Origin of the sequence: Romboutsia lituseburensis, assembly GCF_024723825.1 — a bacterium.
GTDB lineage: Bacteria > Bacillota > Clostridia > Peptostreptococcales > Peptostreptococcaceae > Romboutsia_F > Romboutsia_F lituseburensis_A.
The window spans coordinates 1,901,431-1,922,969 of sequence record NZ_JANQBQ010000001.1; the positions used below are offsets into that span (position 1 = coordinate 1,901,431).

A 21,539-nucleotide genomic window follows, 5' to 3' on the forward strand; every position below is an offset into this window, starting at 1 on the left:
TTAATTTATCTTTTATTCCATTAAATTATATTCTTCATACAATGGATATTTATTAGTTAGACCTATTACTAATTCTTTTGCTTTTTCTTCATTATCATAAGTTAAACATAAATCTATAGCTTCAGCTATAATAATCATATCTTCTTCCTTCATTCCTCTAGTTGTAACTGCTGGTGTCCCTATTCTAACGCCACTTGTTACCATATACCCATTTGGATCATTCGGTATAGAGTTTTTATTTACTGTTATATACACTTCATCTAATCTATATTCAGCTTCTTTTCCTGTTACATTTTTATTTGTTAAATCTAATAATATTAAATGATTATCACTACCTCCACTCAATAATTTAAAGCCTCTCTTTGTAAGTTCTTCAGCTAAAACCTTACAATTTTTAATTACTTGCTTTTGATATTCTTTAAATTCATCGCTTAATGCTTCCTTAAAACAAACAGCTTTAGAAGCAATTATATGTTCAAGCGGCCCACCTTGTATTCCTGGGAATATTGCCTTGTCTATAGCCGAAGCATATTTTTCTTTACAAAGTATAATACCTCCACGAGGACCTCTTAACGTTTTATGAGTTGTACTTGTAACAAAATCTGCCACTTCACATGGATTTTGATGAAGACCTGCAGCTACTAAACCTGCTATATGTGCCATATCTACCATAAGCATAGCCCCTACCTCATCAGCTATTTTTCTAAACTTTTTAAAATCTATTTCTCTAGGATAAGCACTTGCTCCTGCTACTATTAACTTTGGTTTAAATTCATGTGCCACTTTTCTTACTTCTTCATAGTCTATAAGTCCATTTTCTTGGCATATGCCATATTCGTTAAAATTAAAATACTTTCCTGATATATTTGCAGGTGAACCATGAGTTAAATGACCTCCCTGTGACAAATTCATACCAAGTACAGTATCTCCTGGTTTAAGAATTGCAAAGTATACCCCTATATTTGCATTAGCTCCTGAATGTGGTTGGACATTGGCATGCTCTGCATTAAATATTTTTTTCAATCTTTCTATAGCGATAGATTCAATTTCATCTATATGTAGGCATCCACCATAATACCTTTTTTGAGGATAACCTTCAGCGTATTTGTTAGTCAAATGACTTCCCATTGTTTCCATAACAGGTACTGATACTATATTTTCTGAAGCTATAAGCTCTATATTTCTTTGCTGTCTTACTAATTCTTTTTTCATACTCTCATAAATTTCTGGATCTACTTTTTTTAAATTTTCAAACATACTAAATCCTCCTATAATAAAAGTTTATAATTTAGGAAAAATAAATTATAAAATAATAATTCTTTATATAATTTATTCCTAAAAAAATCCCTTTAAAACTTATTTTTTTATATAAATTAAATTTTATAATTTTTCAAAGTATTAAAGGGGAATATATTTATTAATTTAGAATATCTTTATGAGGTGGCTAATTTTAGAATTGTATTTAATTTATAAATATATCAACATATATATATTCAAATTTTGTATAGTTTAATGCATATATTTTTAATTGTTTTGAATAAAGTAAAATTAATATTTTTTGTAATTTTAAACTCTGTAAAATACAGCCTTATGTTAATCTTTATTAATAATCAAAAATAATTTAATTTATTGATAACATATAATGCAAAATTTGATATAATCGTTATATTAATTTTTATTTGGAGGTATTTTGGATGAGTAACGAGTATAATCAAGAATACAAAAAAGATGTACTTCGATTAGCATTATTCCTGGGAGAGCTTATGCTTTCTAATGGTGCAGAAACTTATCGTGTTGAGGATAGCGTTTTGAGAGTTTGTAGGTCAAGAGGTTTTAAACATATAAATGTTTTTACTTCTCCGACTGTAATAATTATTTCTGATGAGAGATTTGATGGGCTTTCTTTTATGAAAACCATAAAAAGTAGATCGATAAACTTAAATAAAATATCATTATTAAACAATTTTTCAAGAGAGTTTGTAACTAATACTGATATTTCAATCAATGATGCTATAAAGCAATTAAAAGACTTGGGAGATGTTAGTTCTTATCCTCCTAATCTAGTATATTTATGTACTGGGCTAGCATCAGCATTCTTTGCCTGCTTATTAGGTGGTAATAACATAGTTAATTTTATATTTACATCTATAACATCCATACTTGCAGTTATTACTTATAAGAAAATAATGAAAATAAGTTCGATACCTGCATTTTCAAGTTTAGTAGCATCATTATTAATAGCATCAGCAGGTGTAATTCTTACTCAACTAGGCATATTAGATACTCCTCGAATGTTAATAGTAGGATCTATTATGCCATTGTTACCCGGAGTATCATTTATAAAAGGTATTCGTGATTTAATATCAGGGGATTTAATGTCTGGTGTCGCTCGAGCTTTTGATGCTGGTATGACAGCAATATCAATTGCTTGTGGTGTCGGACTTATATTAGATATTTGGCTTAGAGTTGGAGGTGTATTCTAATGACAGATATGCCAGTTTATATGCATTTTATTTATGCTGCTTTATCTACAGTTGGATTTTCAGTATTTTTTAATGCCCCAGTAGCATCACTAATTCCAGCAGGAGTTACTGGTGGTGTTGGATGGGCAATCTATTTCTATCTAATGACAACTACATCAAACTCAATACTTTCAAACTTCATTGCTGCATTGGTTGTTTCTTTATTTAGTGAGATCTTAGCGAGAAAATTGAAACATCCAGCAATACTATTTGTAATTCCAGGTATTATACCATTAGTTCCAGGTCTTGGTATGTACAATACAATGTTATATCTAGTCCAAAAAAATTATGATATGGCAATATCTACTGGTGCGGATGTATTATTTGTTGGAGGTGCGATAGCATTAGGAGTTTTAGTCATAACTTCATTAGCTAGAACTATTAGTATTTTTAAAATAAAGAAAAAATTAAATGCACAGTGAATGATTACAATAGTTGAAAAATTAGAATTTATTATGCAAACAAATTCTAATTAAAATTACTGTAAAAAATATTATTTCATAAAAAATAGCCATCTCTATACAATTATATTAGAGTAGGCTATTTTTTATTGCAAATTAGCAATTAATATTTTTCAATCATTATATTATAACTTAATCTCTGATCCACATTTTAGTACTACTTCTGTTACAATAGGTATATATTCTCTACTATCTCTAAATTTTTTATCATTTTTCTTTAAAATTACAAAAGCTAATAACATTAAACTTAACCCAATTATTCCACTAAGCAATTCTACATTACCATTAAATGAAATTGAGTCTAATAGAAAATATGTGGCTATAGTTCCAGCTAATAAAAATATTAGTGGCAATATATATACAATAGCAGCTGCTTTTAATACATTAACAGTTTCCATATTAACTTTAACCCTATCCCCAACTTGTGCTCCTATAGTATTATCTACTTCAACTATAATATCTTTTTTTTCTGAAGTTGTAGCACATTTACCGCAAGACGCGCAAGCGGAATGTCTTTGCATTTTTAATTTAGCTGTTTTCTTGTCCACAATATCTACAATATATCCTTGTTGTTCCAAAAAAATCCCCCCATTTTTTATTTACTTGTATCTTCATATATTTTTTGTAAATAGACTAAGTTTATTTATATATTAATTATAATATTAATTATTTTAATTAATATATAATGCAATTTAATTTTTAAAATTTTTATACTTTACTTAGTAAATTTATTTATAGTGCTCATAAGCTCATCTATCATATTTTCTGTACCTTCTACATCTCCATTTTTTAAACTTTCAGAAACACATCCTTTTATATGATTTTCTAAAATAATAGTTCCAACTTTATTAATAGCAGATCTTATTGCAGATATTTGGATCAATATATCTACACAGTATCTCTCTTCATCCACCATTTTTTGAATTCCTTTAACTTGACCTTCTATTCTCTTAAGCCTTTTCATAAGAGCTTCTTTATCATTTTTTTCTGATAAATGCTTTTCTTCCATAGTTTCACCTCATATTTATCTGATATTAATATTATAACTTATTTTTAAAAAACCTTACATAATAGTTATAATTTTATTTAATCTTGTTATAAATATATTAAATTTTGTTCATTCTAAAAATATAAGCTTTAAAATATTAATTCAGTTACATTAGTATTTATTTAATAAGTATTTTAAAAATTTATTATATTAAAAGGAGATATTTATATGGATAATCAATCTAAAATTAATGCAAAACAAGCTTTAAATAATATGAAAATGGAAATAGCTTATGAATTAGGATATAACTATAATTCAGAAACTAATAAAATAGAAAGTAATGCACCTCAAGGAACATTAGAAGGTGCAGCTAAAAATGTACTTGCTGGTGAAGAAGTAGGCGGTACAACTACTAGAAAACTAGTTGAAATGGGAGAAGAAATATTACTAAACGAATATAATAATAAAAATTAACTTTATTAAAATGTAATAAGTATTTTGTATTATAATTATAGAACAATAAAAACGTGTAGTTTTTATCTACGCGTTTTTATTATATAATCATGCTATTACTTCTCTTCTTCAAAGTATATTTTTTCACTATAAGAAATTAAATCATTATATTCTTCTTTAGAGTATGTATCACTCTTTAATGCAAATTCAGAAAGATTTGTTTCTGTCCAATGCTCATCAGATTCATTCTTAGTTTTTGCTGAAGCATAGAAAGTTCGGCAATCTGGACAAGTAAATATATTGTGAACTAATAATTTTTCAACATTTTTATAAACGGTATAGACAGCAGATACTTTAAGTTGATATAAAACCATTTTTTCACATCTGGGACATACATAATGAGATTTATTATACAAGGATTCATTATATAAAAGACTCGGAAAGCTATCATAATCTAAACGTACTTCTCTGCAACATTCAATACCTCTAATTGTTCCTATCCATTCTATATCTTTTAAGAATAATCTTCTCTGTTTTAATTCCTCAATCCATCTCTGATTTACTCTTTTTATTTCTTCTTCACTGATATTTAATATTATTTCTTTTATGTTTATAATTCGTTTATTTATATTGTTTATAAATTCTTTATAACTACCATCTGTAGTAAATATATTTTCAATCATTTCTAAAGTTATTTTTTCTAAGTCTGAATAAGATATAGGAGATAATGGCCTTAAATCTGATTTAAGTTTAAACATATTTACTTCTCTAGTACTATCTATAATATCTTCTTCACCATATTCAAATCTATAAATATTTTGTATTAGGTTATTATATATTTCATAAAAGCTAAAAATTTCCCTTTTCTTGTTTTTAGCATATGAATCAAATACATTTATATCCACTAATAAGTTTCCATTCGGATAATGGATGTAATTCTTAAAGTTTTCTTTAAATACTTCACTAATAGCTACTAAAGTCATAATCATACTCCACTCATTATCTGAGGTTAACATTATAGGTCTTCTACCTACCATATAAATTAAATCTTTAGCTATTTTAGCATCAGATGTTTTTTCAATATAATTTAAAATTTCTATTTCAACTTCTTTTGTGTATACTTGATTACTTAACTTTATATCAACCTTATTTATATTTATTTTTAGACCAAAACTTACAATTCCTCCACCTAGCATCTCTGTCACTTGACTAGTATAAACATTACCCTTATCTATTTCTATAATTAATTTTTTTGATAATTCGTCTTCAATGTATCCTAATTTATTATTATCTTTATCATAAACTCCAATAGTATCATATGTATGTTTATCATGAGGTTCTTTTATCAATGTAATTACATCACCTTTTTTCATATTAGAAATTAGTTTTTGCCTATCGTCAAATGTAACATCAATGACCTCAGTTATAAATTCATCTGATAAAGATGCAAATAATGAATCTAGTTTAATTTTTTTCTTTTGTGATGGCTTCGGTATTCCTTTAATTATTCTAGCTTGCAAGTCGTTTTGTGAATTTGATGTTTTGGTTATTTCTAAAATTTCTCCATAGTAATTTATTCCTGCATCAATCCTAGGAGCTAGTATATCTGTTACATTCTTATTACATTTTCCTATGTATTCATTATTTTCATTGTAAACCTCTATAATCTCTTTACTTTGATTTTCAATTCTACTTACTAATAATAGTATCTCGTTATTTTTCATTTGATTTATAATTTCAGAAACTTTATTTGATTCGTCTAATTCAATATACGTTATAAGCGAGTCTATATTTTCTAAGTTAGATATATTTGCTTTTTTATTTACATTGTTGTAGGCATTATTTAACTTAGAATTATTGTTCTTATCATGAGAATTTCGTCTTCCTAAGAGTTTTTTTATCATACCCATCAAACATCTTCCCTTCTATCATTATCTATATGTCCTAGTATATCCTATATTCATCCCATATTTTACATATTTTCTAAGATTTGTTATTTGTAATATTATTAGTCTCTTAGATGTAATATTAAAATATTTTCCCTCACTTTTCTTATAAGTAAAAAAATACCTACTATAGTAGTAGGTACTCTTTGTTTGATAAATATTTTATCAAATTATATTAATCTAAAATTATTCTTTGTCTGCTATTTCAACTTTTATACTTAATTCTTCTAATTGAGTATCTTCAGCAACAGCTGGAGCATTTGTCATAGGGCAAACAGCACTTTGGTTTTTAGGGAATGCTATAACATCTTTTATGTTAGTAGTTCCAGCAAGTATCATTACAAGTCTATCAAGACCAAATGCTATACCAGCATGAGGAGGAGTTCCGTACTTGAATGCATCAAGTAAGAATCCAAACTTCTCTTGAGCTTCTTCTTCAGAGAATCCTAAAGCTTTGAACATTTTTTGTTGAACGTCAGCGTTAAATATTCTAACACTTCCTCCACCTACTTCATATCCATTTATAACTATATCATAAGCCTTAGCTCTTAAAGATGCTTTATCATCACCATTTAATCTTTCTATATCTTCATCTAGTGGAGATGTGAATGGGTGATGCTTAGCTATCATTCTTCCTGTTTCTTCATCTTCTTCAAATACAGGGAATTCAGTTACCCATAACATGTTATAAACATTGCTATCTAATAAGTTAAGTCTTCTTGCAACTTCAAGTCTAACTTGTCCTAAAGCATCAAATACTACTGAGTTTTTGTCAGCAACAAATAGTAATAAATCACCAGCGTCAGCATTCATTCTATCAAGTATCACTGTCATCTCTTCTTCATTGAAGAATTTAGCTATAGGAGAAGTAACTTCTCTATTTTCACCTATTCTCATCCAAGCAAGACCTTTAGCTTTATAAGTCTTAGCATGATCTTCTATTTTACTTAATTGTTTCTTGCTTATTGCCTCACTTTGTCCTTTAACATTTATACCTCTAACACTCATACCATCTTTAGTAGCATTAGCAAATACTCCAAATCCACAGTTTGCTACTATATCAGATATATTAGTTAATTCATATCCAAATCTAGTATCAGGCTTATCTGAACCGTATCTCTCCATAGCTTCAGCATATGTCATAACTGGAAGTGGTAATTGAACGTCTACATTTATAGTTTCTTTAAATATAGTTTGAACCATTTTTTCCATTATAGTCATAACATCTTCTTGTTCAACGAAAGACATTTCACAGTCTATTTGAGTAAACTCTGGTTGTCTATCAGCTCTTAAGTCTTCATCTCTAAAACACTTAACTATTTGGAAGTATCTATCCATACCACTTACCATTAATAATTGTTTAAATAATTGTGGTGATTGTGGTAATGCGTAGAATTTACCTTCGTTAACTCTACTTGGTACTAAGTAATCTCTAGCCCCTTCTGGAGTTGGCTTTATTAAGAAAGGTGTTTCTATTTCAAAGAAATTGTTTGAAGATAAGTAATTTCTAACTATGTTAGCAACTCTACTTCTTAACATTAAAGTCTTTTGCATAGATGGTTTTCTTAAATCTAAGTATCTATACTTTAATCTTAATTCTTCTGATACATTATCATCATCTTTTATGTATATTGGTGGTGTTTCCGATTTATTTAATAATCTAAGTTCAGTTGCGAATATTTCTATATCACCAGTTGGCATGTTAGGATTTTTAGAACTTCTTTCTGCAACTTTACCTTTAACAGCTATAACGTATTCTGATCCTAATTTTTCAGCTTTAGCAAAAGCTTCTGCATTAACATCAGTATCGAATATTATTTGACATAATCCACTTCTATCTCTTAAGTCAACGAATACTAATCCACCTAAGTTTCTTTTCTTTTGTACCCATCCCATAAGTACAACTTCTTCATCAATGTTTGATTCTCTTAAGTCCCCACAATAGTGAGTTCTTTTTAATCCGTTTAGAGTTTCCATTATCTACCCTCCAGGTCTTTATTTTAATTCGATTATACACCTATTATTTCTTAATATCAAAAATATGTCAATAAACGAGAAATAATTTATAATCTATCTAAACACAATTTAAAGTTATTTTTACCTATATTAAGTAAAAATAACTTTAAATTTTTTAATTATATATATTTATTATTTAGATTCTTAAACTATAAAATCTAAATTGAATTTATAACTATAATCTATTTTTTAGCTCTTCTACTATCTCACTTAATTTTATAGTAGTTTGTTGTGATGCTGCCATATCTTTAAGAGTTACACTATCATTAGCTAACTCATCATCACCAATAACTATAGTAAATTTAGCATTTATTTTATCAGAATACTTAAATTGAGCTTTCATACTTCTATCTAAGTGATCTGCATCTGCACTTATATGATTAGTTCTTAACTCTTTTAATATTTTAAAGCTCTTTACTTTAGCCATTTCACCTATAGTAGCTATGAATATATCTGTTGATTTAGGGTTGGGTATTTCTATATTATTATTTTCCATTGTTAATAATAATCTTTCAGCGCCTATAGCAAAACCTATACCACTAACACCTTTAGGTCCTCCTAATTGTTCAACAAGACCATCATATCTTCCTCCACCACAAACAGTACTTTGTGATCCTATATCATTAGATATTATTTCAAATGCAGTTTTTTTGTAGTAATCTAATCCTCTAACTATAGTTTTATCAACTACAAAGTTTATCTCCATTTCTTTTAAGTACTCTTGTAACTTTTCAAAGTGATCCTTACAATCATCACATATGTGATCTATCATAAATGGTACATCTTTTAAATTCTCTTGGCAGTTAGGATTTTTACAATCTATAACTCTCATTGGATTTTTATCTTTTCTTTCTAAACAAGTTTCACATAGTACTTCACTCTTAGCATCAAGGTACTCTTTTAGCTTAGCATTATATTCAGCTCTACAAGTTGGGCATCCAACAGAGTTTACACTTACTGCTAAATCTTTAAGACCAACTTCATTGAAAAATTGTACCGCTAAAGCTATTACTTCAGCATCTAATGATGGCTTATCACTACCTAAAGCTTCTATCCCAAATTGATGGAATTGTCTTTGTCTCCCAGCTTGTGGTCTTTCATATCTAAAGCAAGGTGTTATATAAAACAACTTAGTTGGTTGAGTATCAGCATGTAATTTATTTTCTATAAATGCTCTAACTACACCAGCAGTTCCTTCTGGCTTTAAAGTTATATCTCTTTCACCTTTGTCAGTAAATGAGTACATTTCTTTTTGTACTATATCTGTAGTGTCTCCAACACTTCTTTTAAATAACTCAGTATGTTCAAATACTGGAGTTCTCATTTCTTCATATCCAAATAGTGCACAAACTTCTCTAAATTTATTTTCAACATAATTCCATTTGTATGCATCTTTTGGAGTTATATCCTTAGTTCCTCTTGGAGCTTTAGTTAACATTTTGGTAAATCTCCTTTCTCTTTCTTTCAATCATTTCATCTACTCTATCTATATATTGTTCAACGTTCTTTACGTTTTCTACTCTTTCAATTCTATCTTCATCAACATATACAAATTTTGAGATAGACCCTGCACCTAATGCATAGTTGCTTTGTTTTTCTTCCATTATTTGTATGTTATAAATACACTCATATCCTTCTTTAGCATAGCCTATGTTTTCTAAATTGCCTAACATATGCTTTTGACGATACATATAATATGGATTTAACCCCATATTTTTAGCATATTCCATTGATAAATCTATCATTTTTATCATTTCTTCATATCTTGTAAGTTCATATTTATCTAAATTTTCTTTTAATGAAGATGCTCTCTTAACAGCTAATGTATGAACTGTTAAACTCTCTGGAGAAAGCTTTTTAATTTCTTCTAATGTATTTCTAACCATCTCTAAATCTTCATCAACCAAGCCTAATATAAGATCCATATTTATATTATCAAATCCAATTTCTCTTGCCATATTAAAACAATCAACAATATCTGCTACACTATGATCTCTACCTATTTTTTGTAGTGTCTCATCGTTCATAGTCTGAGGATTTATACTTATTCTGCTTACATTATGCTTTTTAAGAACTTCTAATTTTTCCCTAGTTATAGAATCTGGTCTACCAGCCTCTACTGTAAACTCTTTAATAGTACTTAAGTCTAATTCTTTATATAAGGCGTTGATTAAAGTATCTAACTCTTCATGCTCTAGAGCTGTAGGAGTTCCGCCTCCAATATATAAAGTTTCTATTTCTTTATTAGTGTCTTTAAGTATTTTTGCCATACCTTTTATTTCTATTATTAACTTCTCTACGTATTCTTTTCTTAAATGCCCAAATTGCTTTAAAGGATTCGCAGGGAATGAGCAATAATAACATCTAGTTGGACAAAATGGAATTCCTACATATAAAGAAATTTTATTTTTATCTATAGGATAAATAAATATTCTTTCTCTTTTAGCTATTTCTAATGCTAAATCTATTTTTTCATCCATTATAAAATACTTTTCTTTAAGAATTTCTCTTATTTCTTCATCACATTTTTGTTCATCTAATAAAGTGTGAACAATTTTAACTGGTCTAATTCCAGTAAGTATACCCCAAGGAACATAAGTATGTAGTCTATTTTGTAATACCTTAAACATACTTCTTTTGATGCACTCTTTCGTAACTTTTTTTATTTCTTGTTCACTTAAACCATCTATTTTAACATGGTCAGCAAATTCAAATTTTAATTCATAGTTTTCATAGTACTTAGTTTTAGCAATTATATTATCATTGTAAATATAAAGTACATTTTCTAACATCCTACCAAAACTTTTTTCTTCTATAAATTCGAAGGTAGTAGTAAATAATTTTATCAACTCAGCTACTTCATATTTATAATCATGTCCTTTTAAAATTACACCTATCATAATTTTGCTCCTTTTTTATAGTAGTAACATGTTAACTAGGAGCAGTAAGTAATATCTTATATTATCTGCTCATATATGGATTAGTCATTTTTTCTACACCTAGTGTAGAGTGAGGACCATGACCAGGATATATTACTACATTATCTTCATATTTTGATAATTTTTTAAGTGATTTTTCTATTTGCTTATAATCACCGCCATATAAATCCGTTCTTCCTATACTTCCAGCAAATAAAGTATCTCCTGTAAACATTTCATTTCCTACTCTTATACACATACATCCTTTAGTATGACCTGGAGTATGTAGAAATGTTAATTTTAATTTTCCTAATTCTAATTTATCCTTATCTTTAACGTATATATCTGCATCAAGCTCTTGAGGTCCGCAATGCATCATATTACTTAAATTTTTCTTTTTATCTAAAAGTAATTCTTTTTCATCATGATGAGCAATCACTTTTGCATTAGTTTTTTCTTTTATATATTTAACCGCACCTATGTGATCACCATGACCGTGAGTAAGTATTATATATTCTAAAATCAAGTTATTGTTTTTTATATAACTTAAAACTTTTGACTCTACATTTGCACCTAAACCAGGATCTATTACAGCACATTTTTTACTTTCATCGTCACTTAAAACATATATATTCTCACCAAAATTCGGTTCAACAAACTTCTCTATATTCATTTTAAATCCCCCTTAGAAACTTTTATTTGATTCTAACAGTATCGTAACTGGGCCATCATTAGTTAAATCTACCATCATATGAGCACCAAACTCTCCTGTACCCACTACTACATCTTGCTCTTTAGCCTTTTTTATAAATTCTTCATATAAAGGTATAGCTACATCTGGTCTTGCAGCATTTGAGAAACTTGGTCTTTTTCCTTTTCTACAATCACCATATAAAGTAAATTGAGATACTACTAATAGTTCTCCACCTACATCTTTTAAAGATAAATTCATCTTCTCATTATCATCTTCAAAAATTCTTAGATTTAAAATTTTATCTATCATATAATCTACATCTTTAGATGTATCTTCATGAGTTACTCCTAACAAAACAAGTAATCCTTTACTTATTTCTCCAGTTACATTTTCATCTACTGTAACTTTAGAAGAAGATACTCTTTGAACTACTGCTCTCATATCTTACCTCCTAATTTATTACTCTATATATATCTTCTACACCTGGTATAGATTTTATTTTTTTCATTAATAGTGTTAGTTCATCTATGTTGTTAACTTCAACTAATAAATTAACACTTACTATGCTATCTTTTCCTTTTCTAGCATTTATACCATTTAAACTCACCTTGTCTATTGCCACCATATGAGTTATATCATTTATTATACCTTTTCTGTCAACTGCTCTTATTTGAATTTCTGCTTCAAATTTAGACTTATTGGCATCACTCCATGAAACTTCAAGCAATCTATTTTGGAAGAAATCACCATTGCTGTTTGCATTTGGACAATCCGCTCTATGTATAGCAACACCTCTACCTTTAGTAACATATCCAACAATATGATCTCCTGGAAGAGGATTACAACATTTAGCAAATCTAACTAATATATTGTCTAATCCTTTTACAACTATTCCTTGAGAATTATTTTTTCTTTTTTTCTTATACTCTTGATCACTTAAATTATGATTTTTAAAGTCTTCTGGCTGATTTGCTAATTGATCTTTTTGTATTTTTTTAGCTTCTTTTTCATAAAGTTCTCTAACCTTAGAAACTACTTGCGATGCCATTATACCACCATATCCAATTGTAGCAACTAAATCTTCTACGCTTGGTTGATTAAAGGTTTTAGCAATATGTTGCATATATTTATCTATAGACGGATCTTTGGTTGGTAAGCTATATTTCTTAAATTCTCTTTCTAATATTAAGCTTCCACGTTCTATATTTTCTTCTCTTCTCTCTTTTTTAAACCATTGTCTTATTCTACTTTTGGCATTTGGAGTTTTAACTATACTTAACCAGTCTCTACTTGGTCCATTTGAATTAGCTGAAGTCAATATTTCAACTATATTCCCATTTTGAAGTTTATAATCAATAGTTACTATTCTTCCATCAATTTTAGCTCCAACACACTTGTTACCTACATTAGTGTGAACTCTATAAGCAAAATCTATAGGTGTTGCACCTGCAGGAAGTTCTATAACATCTCCCCTTGGAGTAAATACATAAACTTGGCTACTAAATACATCTTCTTTAAGTGCATCTAAAAACTCTTGTGGGTCTTTTAAGTCTTTTTCCCATTCCATCATTTGTCTTAGCCATTTAAGCTTTTCTTCTATATTTTGTTTACTGCCTTCAGCTGATTTACCTTCTTTGTATTTCCAGTGAGCTGCTATTCCGTATTCAGCTATTCTATGCATTTCTTTAGTTCTTATTTGAATTTCTACAGGATCTCCATCTGGACCTATAACCGTTGTATGTAAACTTTGATACATATTTGGTTTAGGCATTGCTATATAGTCTTTAAAACGACCAGGGATAGGCTTCCATAATGTATGTACCATTCCAAGTACGGCATAACAATCTTTTACAGTATCTACTATTATTCTAACTGCAGTTAAGTCATAGATTTCTTCAAAGCTTTTATGCTTATTATTCATCTTGCTATATATACTGTAAAAATGTTTCGGTCTACCATATACATTGTATGAAATATTAACACTTTTTAGCTTTTCATCAAGCATTTTAAGTACATTTTCAATGTATGCTTCTCTCTGACTTCTTTTTTTAGCTACTTTTTCAACTAAATCATAGTATCCTTCTGGATCTATATATCTTAAAGCTAAGTCTTCTAACTCCCACTTTATCATAGATATACCTAATCTATTCGCTATTCCACCATAAATTTCCAGAGTTTCTTTAGCTTTAGCCTTAGCCTTTTCAGGAGGCATAAATTTTAAAGTCCTCATATTATGTAATCTATCTGCTAATTTTATAAGTATAACTCTTATATCCTTAGCCATTGCTAGAAACATTTTTCTTAGATTTTCAGCTTGTGTTTCCTCTTTTGATTGATACTTAATTTGTCCAAGTTTTGTTACCCCATCTACTAAGTTAGCTACTTCTTGTGAGAACTCTCTTTCTATATCTTCATATGTATAATCCGTATCTTCAACAACATCGTGTAAAAGTCCCGCTACTATAGTTTCTATATCAAGTTCCATGTCACTAAGTATATTAGCAACAGCTATTGGATGTATAAAATAAGGTTCCCCTGATTTTCTAAACTGTCCTTCATGAGCACTTTTTCCAAAGTAATAAGCTTTTTCCACTAAACTAACATCTGCATTAGGTGCATAACTTTTTATTTTATCAATTAGTTCTTGTAATTGTTTATCATGCATAATACCACCTATTTTAAGTATGAAATTCGCATTTCTGCGTTAATTATATATCTAAACTTCTCTTTTCGTTATACTAAAATAGTTGGTATGATACCAACTATTTATATATTATTAGTATTTGATTAGAGAATTAACATTATATTGAGTTAATTTATCTCTTCCATTTAAAAACTCTAGCTCTATTAAGAATTGCATAGAAACAACTTCTCCACCTAAATTTTCTATAAGCTTAGCAGCAGCTTCCATAGTTCCACCAGTTGCTAATAAATCATCTACTATCGCAACTCTTTGACCTGGCTTTATAGCATCTTTGTGTATTTCTAGTGTATCAGTTCCATATTCTAATCCGTAGCTATAGCTTTCTACTTCATGAGGTAATTTTCCAGGCTTTCTAACAGGAACAAATCCTATTCCCATTCCATAAGCAACAGGTGTACCCATTAAGAATCCTCTTGCCTCTGGCCCTACTATTACATCTACATTTTTATCTTTTAAATCATTTATAAATTCATCTATTGTAAATTTAAAAGCTTCTCCATCTTGCATTAATGTTGTTATGTCTTTGAAGTTTATACCTTCTTTTGGGAAATTTTCTACTTCTCTTATTACTTTTCTTAAATCCATTTTTTGGACTCCTCCTAATAGCTTTCTTTGTATTCTTTGCTCAACTCTTTCAAGTTTTTAAGTATCTTACTTTCATCTAAGTTTAGCTTTTTATTTGGTTTTGGTAGTATATTTATATAAATAGATTTTGTATTTAATATTTCATCATGTTTAAATCCAAAATCTAGTAATGACAATTCTTTAAATACTTTTATTATTGCAAATAGCTTTAGAGGTATCATATTAAATACCTTTTTTATGTCCTTTAAATTGATTTCTATATTTTTTTGACTTAAAACTATCTTATATACTGAAATGAACTCTTCTCGATCTGAAACTAAGTTATTTACAATATTATTTAAATAAATTAAATCCGTTTGGCTATAATATTTGATAATTGAAGTTTCATTATTCGTGTTCGTGCATAAATACGAATAATCGCCTTTATTATACAAATAATCATAAAGAATAATATTATTATATCTTTTTATGTCTATTTTATCAATATTTGGAGAAAATATAAGTTGTAGTTTATCATTATTACTAGTAAAATTATTATAACTGACTTCAAATTCTCCACAAATTGCCTCATCAACTAATGATATATCTGATAATGCATTATAAAATCCATTAACTGTATTTGCTATAATTAAAGTATTCTTAGTTATATGTTCGAATATATTTATATTTTTATTTCCATTTAAGGCTTCCTCTATATTTGATGCATTCATTTTGTTACAAATAACTTCTTCATTCACATCACTAAATTTGTATAAGTTCTCTATATCAGGGATAATTTTTTCAAATAATTCTATTGAATCCTCATTTAAACTTGTGTTTTTAGGATGTGATAACCTCATATCTTTTAGTAAAAATTGGACACTACGATTGCCCATAAAATTATTTTCATCTAGTTGAAATAGAACATCTACTTTATCACCTGGATTAAATCCACCTTTTAAATATGCCATATTAAATCCTATACAATCATATGATTTTTCTTTTTCTATAGTAAACTTCAGATGCTGTTTGTTTTTACCTATAGCCATTATATTTTTAAGTATTGCATCTCGAACTATAAATCTAGGATTAGGATTACTTAATCCAAATGGTTCTAATTTATGAAGTTCTTCTACTAACTCTAAATTTATTGCATGTTCTTCTAACTCAAACTCAACTTTTATATTTTCAATTAAATCCTCTTCACTTAATTCGTATTGAGCAAACTTATTTACTTGTATTGAAAGTTGTTCTACCTTATCAGAGTCCAATCCTAGGCCTGCAGCTTGCTCATGACCTCCAAATTTATTTAATAAGTCTTTACACCTAACTAGCGCATCAAATATACTAAATCCTTTTATAGATCTTGCTGAACCAGTAGCTTCTCCACCTTCTATAGTTAATAATATTGTTGGCTTATAATACTTTTCTGTTAATTTAGATGCAACGATGCCTATTATTCCATGTTGCCACCCTTCTTTAGCTATAACTAAGACTTTATCATTTTTATATCTTTCATTAGATTCTATGATAGCTTCTGCTTCTTGATACATCTTAGCTTCTATTAATTGTCTTTCATTATTTTTTTCTTCTAGTATATTAGCTATTTCTTTAGCTTTTTCAGGTGATTTTGTGGTAAACAATTCAACCCCTAACTTTGAATAACCTAATCTACCTGATGCATTTATTCTTGGCCCTATAGCAAACCCTATATGCGAAGATCCTATTTTGTCACTTTCTACTCCACAAACTTTTATAAGCTCTTTTAATCCTATATTTTTACCTTCTGACATAAGTTTTAAACCATTTTTTACAATAATTCTATTTTCATCTACTAATGGAACTATATCACAAATTGTAGCTAGCGTTACTATCTCTAGGTAGTTATATAAGCTAGTTTTAAATTCTTCTTTTGGAGTAAGTGCTTGAATAAGTTTGAAAGCTACACCACACCCACATAACATATCAAACGGATAATCACAATCATCTTGTTTTTGATTTATTACAGCATATGCATTAGGTATTTCACTTTGGCATTCATGGTGATCTGTTATTATAACATCAATCCCTAATTGATTTGCTAAGTCAACTTCTTTAACAGATGTAATACCGCAGTCCACGCTTATCATAAGATCGCACCCTTGTGAGTATATGTTTTTTATAGCCTCTTCATTTATTCCATATCCTTCTTCTAATCTATTTGGTATGTAATAATTAATTGGATAGTTTATAGAATCAAAGTATATACATAATATAGATGTTGAAGAAACTCCATCTACGTCATAGTCTCCATATATCCATATTCTTTCTTTATTTTCAATTGCTGTATTTATTCTCTCTACAGATTTTTTCATATCTTTCATTAAGAAAGGATCTCTAAGATAATCTAACGATGGATTCATAAATATTTCGGCATCTTTTTCATTTTCTATTTTTCTATTTTTCAATATTTGACTAATTTCCGGGGAAATTTTTAGCTTATTACTTAGTTCGTCTGTTTTTACATTCCCCATGTGTTTTAATGTCCATTTTTTATTAAATTTCAACTTTTTCACCTCTATTTCTTCCTATACTGCGATCTAAATATCTTAATTACTAACAGTAGTCCTATTATAAAAGATATAAAGAACCCAGATAAAGCTGTAAATCTTATCCAACTGTTTCCATTTATATTTGGCGATGCTATTATTAACGATGAACCTACAACTATAGATGCTAATACCAAACTTAAAGATATTTGAGTAGTTAAATCAGTTATTCTTCTTTCTAATGACTCAAATTTAACATCGTCTATTTGAATTTTGATATTATTTTTTTCTATATTTCTAAGTATACCCCTCATTTGCTTTGGTAAAGTTTTAATATCTAAAATCATTTCTTCTGTAGCATGCTTTGTATTCATGAACACTCTTTGCGGATTAAATTTATTCACATAATAATATTTCATAAATTCTTTTCCTATTGATGAAACTGAAAAAGCCGGATTTAATTCTCTGCCTGTTCCTTCTAGAGTTATTACAGTTTTAGCTAACGTTGCCAATTGAGAAGGAATTGATACTTTATACTTTCTAAAAAATCTAAATACTTCATTCATTATGTCTCCAATACTAATTTTTTCTATCGGAACATCATAATAATAATGCATTAGATATAATAGATCTTGTCTAAGTCCACTTATATCAATTTCTGTGTTTAATGCATCCATTTCCATTAAAATATAAATTACTCGATCTACATTTTTTTCGATAACTGCTATAGCTACTTCATTTAATAAGTTTAAGGTTTTTTTATCTACTATACCTATCATCCCAAAATCAATATATGAGATTTTATTTTCTCCTAATACAAATATATTACCTGGGTGAGGATCTGCATGAAAAAATCCATGTTCGAAAATTTGTTTAAATAAAGATCTTACACCTATATCACTAATGTTTTTGGTATTCCATCCATTACTTCTAATTTTCTTTATATCACTTAATTTAACTCCATTAATCTTTTCCATTACTAATACACGTTTAGTACTATATTTACTGTATATTTCTGGAATGTATACTTCACTGCTATCTCTAAATATTTTTCTGAATTTTATAGCATTTATGGCTTCAAAATTATAGTCAAGCTCTCTAAGTAATTGTGTTTGAAATTCTTCAACTATCTGTATTAGGTCAACTTCTATATCCTTATTAAAATCTTTTAATGCTACTGCCATGGTCTTTAGTATTTCTAAATCTGATTTTATTGTTTCTTCAATATTAGGCCTTTGAATTTTTACAATAACTGACTCACCAGTTTGTAACTTAGCTTCATATGCTTGTCCAATTGATGCTGCGGCTAAAGGCTTATCATTAAAATCTACAAATACTTTTTCTATATCTAATCCTACTTCATGCTTAAATATTTCTTTTGCTATATTTGTATCATACGGCTCTACATTATCTCTAAGTTTACTTAATTCATCTATAATATCTTGATCTAATAAATCTTTTCTTGTGCTAAGAATTTGACCTAATTTTATATAAGTAGGTCCTAGTTCTTCTATTGCTCTTCTTATCTTCTCACCTGTTGACATATTCTTTATTTCATCAGATGGATTTGTTATTGGTATTCTATAAGCTACGCCCTCTATGTTTAATTTTTCTACTATAAATGAAAATCCGTATTTTATTAATATATGAACTATCTCTTTATATCTTCTTAAGTCCTTGTAACTTACTCTCATTTTTATCAACTCCGCTTTATGTTATATAAATAAAATTTACAATTTTATATTATTTAAAAAAAGGGCAATATTAAGATTGCCCTTTTAATTTTACTACTATTTATGATTATTTGCAGTTTCTACATATTTTAAAGCAGAATTCACAAGATTTTCTTTTTCTTTTTCATTTAACTCTCTTACTACTTGAGCTGGAGATCCAAAAGCTAATACACCTGATGGTATTTTTTTGCCTGGAGGAACTAAACTTCCCGCACCTAGTAAAGTGTACTCTCCTATTTCAGCTCCATCTAATACTATTGATCCCATACCTATTAAAGTATTATCTCCTATTGTACATCCATGTATTAATGCTTTATGTCCAACAGTTACATTTTTTCCAACTACAGTAGGATGGTCTTTACATATATGAATTACACTTCCATCTTGTATATTTGTATTTTCCCCTATTGTAACAGTATTTTCATCTGCTCTTATAACTACGTTATACCATATATTTGCATTTTTTTCTATTGTAACCTTACCTACAACATCTGCACTTTCTGCTATAAACACAGACTCATCAATTTTCGGTTCTGTACCTTGATACCCTTTTATCATTTTATTCACCTTCTAATAATAATTTTGCTTGTATCATTATTGAACATTCTGTACGTTTCTTTTGCATTTCACAACCAAGTTCATATGGTTTCATTACATCTCCATTAAAATTAGTTGCATTTGCATGACATCCACCAGAACAGTAGAATTTATTCCAACATTTTTTACAGTCTTCTTTACTATACACATGTGCATTTCTGAAGCTTTCTGTTAAGTCTTCTGGGAATACTATCTCTTCATCTAATATATTAGCCATTTTATATTCTTCATTTCCAACAAATTGATGACATGGATATATATCTCCTTCTGGAGTTATTGATAAGTATTCATTACCTGCACCACATCCTGTTATTCTTTTTATTACACATGGACCTTGGTTTAAATCTATCATAAAGTGGAAGAACTTAAAGTCATCCCCTTTTACTTTCATGTCAGCATACTCAACAGCTAGCTTTTCATATTCTTCAAATACTCTAGGCATATCTTCTTCTCTAAGTGCATATGGATTAGATTCTTCACCTACAACTGGCTCTACTGACGTAAGTTTAAATCCTTCGTTTGCAAAATGCATAACATCTTTAGAGAAATCTAGGTTATCTCTTGTAAAAGTACCTCTTATGTAATAATATTTGTCCTTAGGTCTATTTTCTACTAGTTTTTTGAACTTAGGTAATATTATATCATGACTACCTTTATCATTTAATGTTGGTCTCATGTTATCATTTACTTCTTTTCTTCCATCTAAACTTAATACAACATTGTGCATATTTTCATTTATGTACTCTATCTTCTCATCATCTAATAATATTCCATTAGTTGTTATTGTAAATCTTATATTCTTGTTATTTTCCTTTTCTACACTTCTTCCGTACTCAACTAATTGTTTAACAACATCAAAGTTCATTAAAGGCTCTCCACCAAAGAAATCTATTTCTAAGTTTCTTCTGTTTCCTGAGTTAGCTATTAAATAGTCGATAGCTTTTTTACCAACTTCGAAGCTCATTAATTCTTTAGCTCCACCAAAATCTCCTTGAGCAGCAAAGCAGTATTTACATTTTAAATTACAGTCATGAGCTACATGTAGACATAAAGCTTTTACAACTTTTTTTCTATCTACAAAGCTTGGATGAAACTGATAATTATCTTCTGTATATAAAAGACCTTCGTTTTCTAAAGTCTCTATTTCCTCATATGCTTCTGTTATTTGTTCTTTTGAGTATTGTGCTCCTAGTATATTTAATATTTCCTCTTTTGTATTTTCTTTATAGTAATCTACTAAATTATAAGCTACTTCATCAACTACATGAACTGCCCCTCCATTTACATCTAGTACTATATTGTATCCGTTCATTGAAAACTTATGTATCATACTCATATATATGTCCTCCTAATATCAAATTGCTCCATCTATATTGACAATTTTCCCAAATTGTATTTTAACTCTATTCTTCATT

18 protein-coding genes are annotated in these 21,539 nt (G+C 28.4%); 3 read left to right on the top strand and 15 right to left on the bottom strand.

Features of this window, described 5'->3' with window-relative positions:
- Nucleotides 1-12 precede the first annotated feature (12 nt).
- The gene (gene glyA, locus NWE74_RS09165) at nt 13-1,257 is read right to left on the bottom strand and encodes a serine hydroxymethyltransferase (protein ID WP_258242895.1); all 1,245 of its coding nucleotides are present in this window, start codon (nt 1,255-1,257) and stop codon (nt 13-15) included.
- Between the two features lie 437 nt (nt 1,258-1,694).
- Here glyA and NWE74_RS09170 point away from each other — a divergent pair, with 437 nt between their 5' ends.
- On the top strand, nt 1,695-2,483 hold the full coding sequence (locus NWE74_RS09170; RefSeq protein ID WP_258242896.1) for a threonine/serine exporter family protein: 789 nt from the start codon (nt 1,695-1,697) through the stop codon (nt 2,481-2,483).
- On the top strand, nt 2,483-2,944 hold the full coding sequence (locus NWE74_RS09175; RefSeq protein WP_258242897.1) for a threonine/serine exporter family protein: 462 nt from the start codon (nt 2,483-2,485) through the stop codon (nt 2,942-2,944). Before NWE74_RS09170 ends, NWE74_RS09175 begins: the two co-directional genes overlap by 1 nt.
- Before the next feature lie 164 nt (nt 2,945-3,108).
- Here NWE74_RS09175 and NWE74_RS09180 read toward each other — a convergent pair whose 3' ends face one another.
- Both NWE74_RS09180 and NWE74_RS09185 read right to left on the bottom strand, forming a co-directional pair.
- Nucleotides 3,109-3,561 (bottom strand): SoxR reducing system RseC family protein, encoded by a 453-nt coding sequence (locus NWE74_RS09180; RefSeq protein WP_258242898.1) that lies wholly within the window; start codon nt 3,559-3,561, stop codon nt 3,109-3,111.
- A gap of 137 nt (nt 3,562-3,698) precedes the next feature.
- A complete protein-coding gene (locus tag NWE74_RS09185) occupies nt 3,699-3,992 on the bottom strand; it encodes a metal-sensitive transcriptional regulator (RefSeq protein WP_258242899.1) in 294 nt (97 codons plus the stop codon).
- A gap of 207 nt (nt 3,993-4,199) precedes the next feature.
- Between NWE74_RS09185 and NWE74_RS09190 the strand changes: the two genes are divergently transcribed.
- Entirely contained in the window at nt 4,200-4,445 is a 246-nt protein-coding gene (locus NWE74_RS09190) for an alpha/beta-type small acid-soluble spore protein (RefSeq protein ID WP_258242900.1), read from the top strand.
- A 95-nt stretch (nt 4,446-4,540) separates the two neighbouring features.
- Here the strand turns inward: NWE74_RS09190 and NWE74_RS09195 are convergent, their stop codons facing one another.
- The 12 genes from NWE74_RS09195 to scfB all read right to left on the bottom strand — a co-directional run bounded on the left by NWE74_RS09195 (nt 4,541) and on the right by scfB (nt 21,460).
- On the bottom strand, nt 4,541-6,334 hold the full coding sequence (locus NWE74_RS09195) for an HIRAN domain-containing protein (RefSeq protein WP_258242901.1): 1,794 nt from the start codon (nt 6,332-6,334) through the stop codon (nt 4,541-4,543).
- A gap of 222 nt (nt 6,335-6,556) precedes the next feature.
- Nucleotides 6,557-8,347: an aspartate--tRNA ligase gene (gene aspS, locus NWE74_RS09200; RefSeq protein ID WP_258242902.1), complete on the bottom strand. Its 1,791-nt coding sequence runs from the start codon at nt 8,345-8,347 to the stop codon at nt 6,557-6,559.
- Between the two features lie 214 nt (nt 8,348-8,561).
- The gene (gene hisS, locus NWE74_RS09205; RefSeq protein WP_258242903.1) at nt 8,562-9,824 is read right to left on the bottom strand and encodes a histidine--tRNA ligase; all 1,263 of its coding nucleotides are present in this window, start codon (nt 9,822-9,824) and stop codon (nt 8,562-8,564) included.
- Nucleotides 9,814-11,286 (bottom strand): coproporphyrinogen dehydrogenase HemZ, encoded by a 1,473-nt coding sequence (gene hemZ / locus NWE74_RS09210; RefSeq protein ID WP_258242904.1) that lies wholly within the window; start codon nt 11,284-11,286, stop codon nt 9,814-9,816. The genes hisS and hemZ overlap by 11 nt, the downstream gene beginning before the upstream one ends.
- Before the next feature lie 61 nt (nt 11,287-11,347).
- On the bottom strand, nt 11,348-11,977 hold the full coding sequence (locus NWE74_RS09215; protein ID WP_258242905.1) for an MBL fold metallo-hydrolase: 630 nt from the start codon (nt 11,975-11,977) through the stop codon (nt 11,348-11,350).
- Between the two features lie 12 nt (nt 11,978-11,989).
- A complete protein-coding gene (dtd, locus tag NWE74_RS09220) occupies nt 11,990-12,439 on the bottom strand; it encodes a D-aminoacyl-tRNA deacylase (protein ID WP_258242906.1) in 450 nt (149 codons plus the stop codon).
- Nucleotides 12,440-12,449: 10 nt separating this feature from the next.
- Nucleotides 12,450-14,663: a RelA/SpoT family protein gene (locus tag NWE74_RS09225; RefSeq protein WP_258242907.1), complete on the bottom strand. Its 2,214-nt coding sequence runs from the start codon at nt 14,661-14,663 to the stop codon at nt 12,450-12,452.
- Nucleotides 14,664-14,774: 111 nt separating this feature from the next.
- The gene (locus NWE74_RS09230) at nt 14,775-15,287 is read right to left on the bottom strand and encodes an adenine phosphoribosyltransferase (RefSeq protein WP_258242908.1); all 513 of its coding nucleotides are present in this window, start codon (nt 15,285-15,287) and stop codon (nt 14,775-14,777) included.
- A gap of 14 nt (nt 15,288-15,301) precedes the next feature.
- Nucleotides 15,302-17,821, bottom strand: coding sequence for a single-stranded-DNA-specific exonuclease RecJ (recJ, locus tag NWE74_RS09235; protein ID WP_330666345.1), 2,520 nt, complete (start codon nt 17,819-17,821; stop codon nt 15,302-15,304).
- Between the two features lie 2 nt (nt 17,822-17,823).
- Nucleotides 17,824-19,488: an ABC1 kinase family protein gene (locus NWE74_RS09240; RefSeq protein ID WP_258242909.1), complete on the bottom strand. Its 1,665-nt coding sequence runs from the start codon at nt 19,486-19,488 to the stop codon at nt 17,824-17,826.
- A 96-nt stretch (nt 19,489-19,584) separates the two neighbouring features.
- The gene (locus NWE74_RS09245) at nt 19,585-20,085 is read right to left on the bottom strand and encodes a gamma carbonic anhydrase family protein (RefSeq protein ID WP_092726725.1); all 501 of its coding nucleotides are present in this window, start codon (nt 20,083-20,085) and stop codon (nt 19,585-19,587) included.
- Nucleotide 20,086: 1 nt separating this feature from the next.
- Nucleotides 20,087-21,460, bottom strand: a complete 1,374-nt coding sequence (gene scfB, locus NWE74_RS09250) for a thioether cross-link-forming SCIFF peptide maturase (RefSeq protein ID WP_258242910.1) — start codon at nt 21,458-21,460, stop codon at nt 20,087-20,089.
- Nucleotides 21,461-21,539: the final 79 nt, after the last annotated feature.